A 1,056-nucleotide genomic window follows, 5' to 3' on the forward strand; every position below is an offset into this window, starting at 1 on the left:
GCCTAGATGTTTGATCCCGGGCTTTGATGGTGCAATCTCGACGCATGAATCGAGGGATGCGCTATGGGCCAGATTCACCACGGGAGCGCCACGACGACAGCGGCGGTCCGTCGAGCGATACAGCATAGTCAAGAGAGCCTGAGGGCGCTGGCGAAGCGCTACGGCATCAATCAGAAGACGGTTGCGAAGTGGAAGGGTCGCACCTCGGTCGCCGATGTGCCGACGGGGCCGAAGAACCCGACCTCAACGGTGCTGACGATCGAGGAGGAGGCGGTGATCGTCGCCTTTCGGAAGCACACATTGCTGCCGCTCGACGACTGCCTTTACGCCCTGCAGCCGACCATCCCGAGCCTGACACGCTCGTCGCTGCATCGCTGCCTGCAACGCCACGGCATCAGCCGCCTGCCCGAGGTCGAAGGCGAGACGATTGCGAAGACGAAGTTCAAGAGCTACCCGATCGGCTTCTTCCACATCGACCTCGCCGAAGTGCGCACCGCCGAGGGCAGGCTCTACATGTTCGTCGCCATCGACCGGACCAGCAAGTTCGCCTTCGTCGAGCTTCATCGAGAAGCCAAGCAGCGGACGGCTGGCGACTTCCTCCGGCGGTTGATCGAAGCGGTCCCCTACAAGATCCACACCGTGTTGACCGACAACGGCATCCACTTCACGACACCCGGCGCTGGCGGCTCGGCGGTGCCGCTGATCAAGGAGGCGATGGCGAACGGAGAGCTGTTCCGCGCCCACGCCTTCGAACTCGCCTGCGCCAAAGCTGGTATCGACCACAGGACCACCAAGCCGAAGCACCCCTGGACGAACGGCCAGGTCGAGCGGATGAACCGCACGATCAAGGACGCGACCGTCAAACGTTACCATTACGACGATCATGCGCAGCTCGAACGCCACCTCGCCGACTTCGTCGCCGCCTACAACTTCGGCCGCAGGCTCAAGACACTCAAAGGCCTCACGCCCTACGAGTTCATCTGCAAATGCTGGACTTCAGAGCCAGAGAGATTCATCCTCGATCCAATCCAGCAAATGCCGGGACTGAACATCTAG

At 61.7% G+C, this 1,056-nt stretch carries 1 protein-coding gene; it reads left to right on the top strand.

Annotation, left to right across the window (positions count from 1 at the left end; genetic code table 11):
* Window positions 1-63 precede the first annotated feature (63 nt).
* Window positions 64-1,056 carry an IS481 family transposase gene (locus V5F77_RS28905; protein ID WP_348842726.1) on the top strand — a complete coding sequence of 331 codons (993 nt, stop codon included), beginning with the start codon at window positions 64-66 and terminating at the stop codon, window positions 1,054-1,056.

Origin of the sequence: Roseixanthobacter psychrophilus (assembly GCF_043195195.1) — a bacterium.
Lineage (GTDB): Bacteria > Pseudomonadota > Alphaproteobacteria > Rhizobiales > Xanthobacteraceae > NCEH01.

What these genes read in the sequence shown, in the direction of transcription:
- V5F77_RS28905 (WP_348842726.1), top strand. Translation starts at nt 64, where the DNA reads ATGGGCCAGATTCACCACGGGAGCGCCACGACGACAGCGGCGGTCCGT.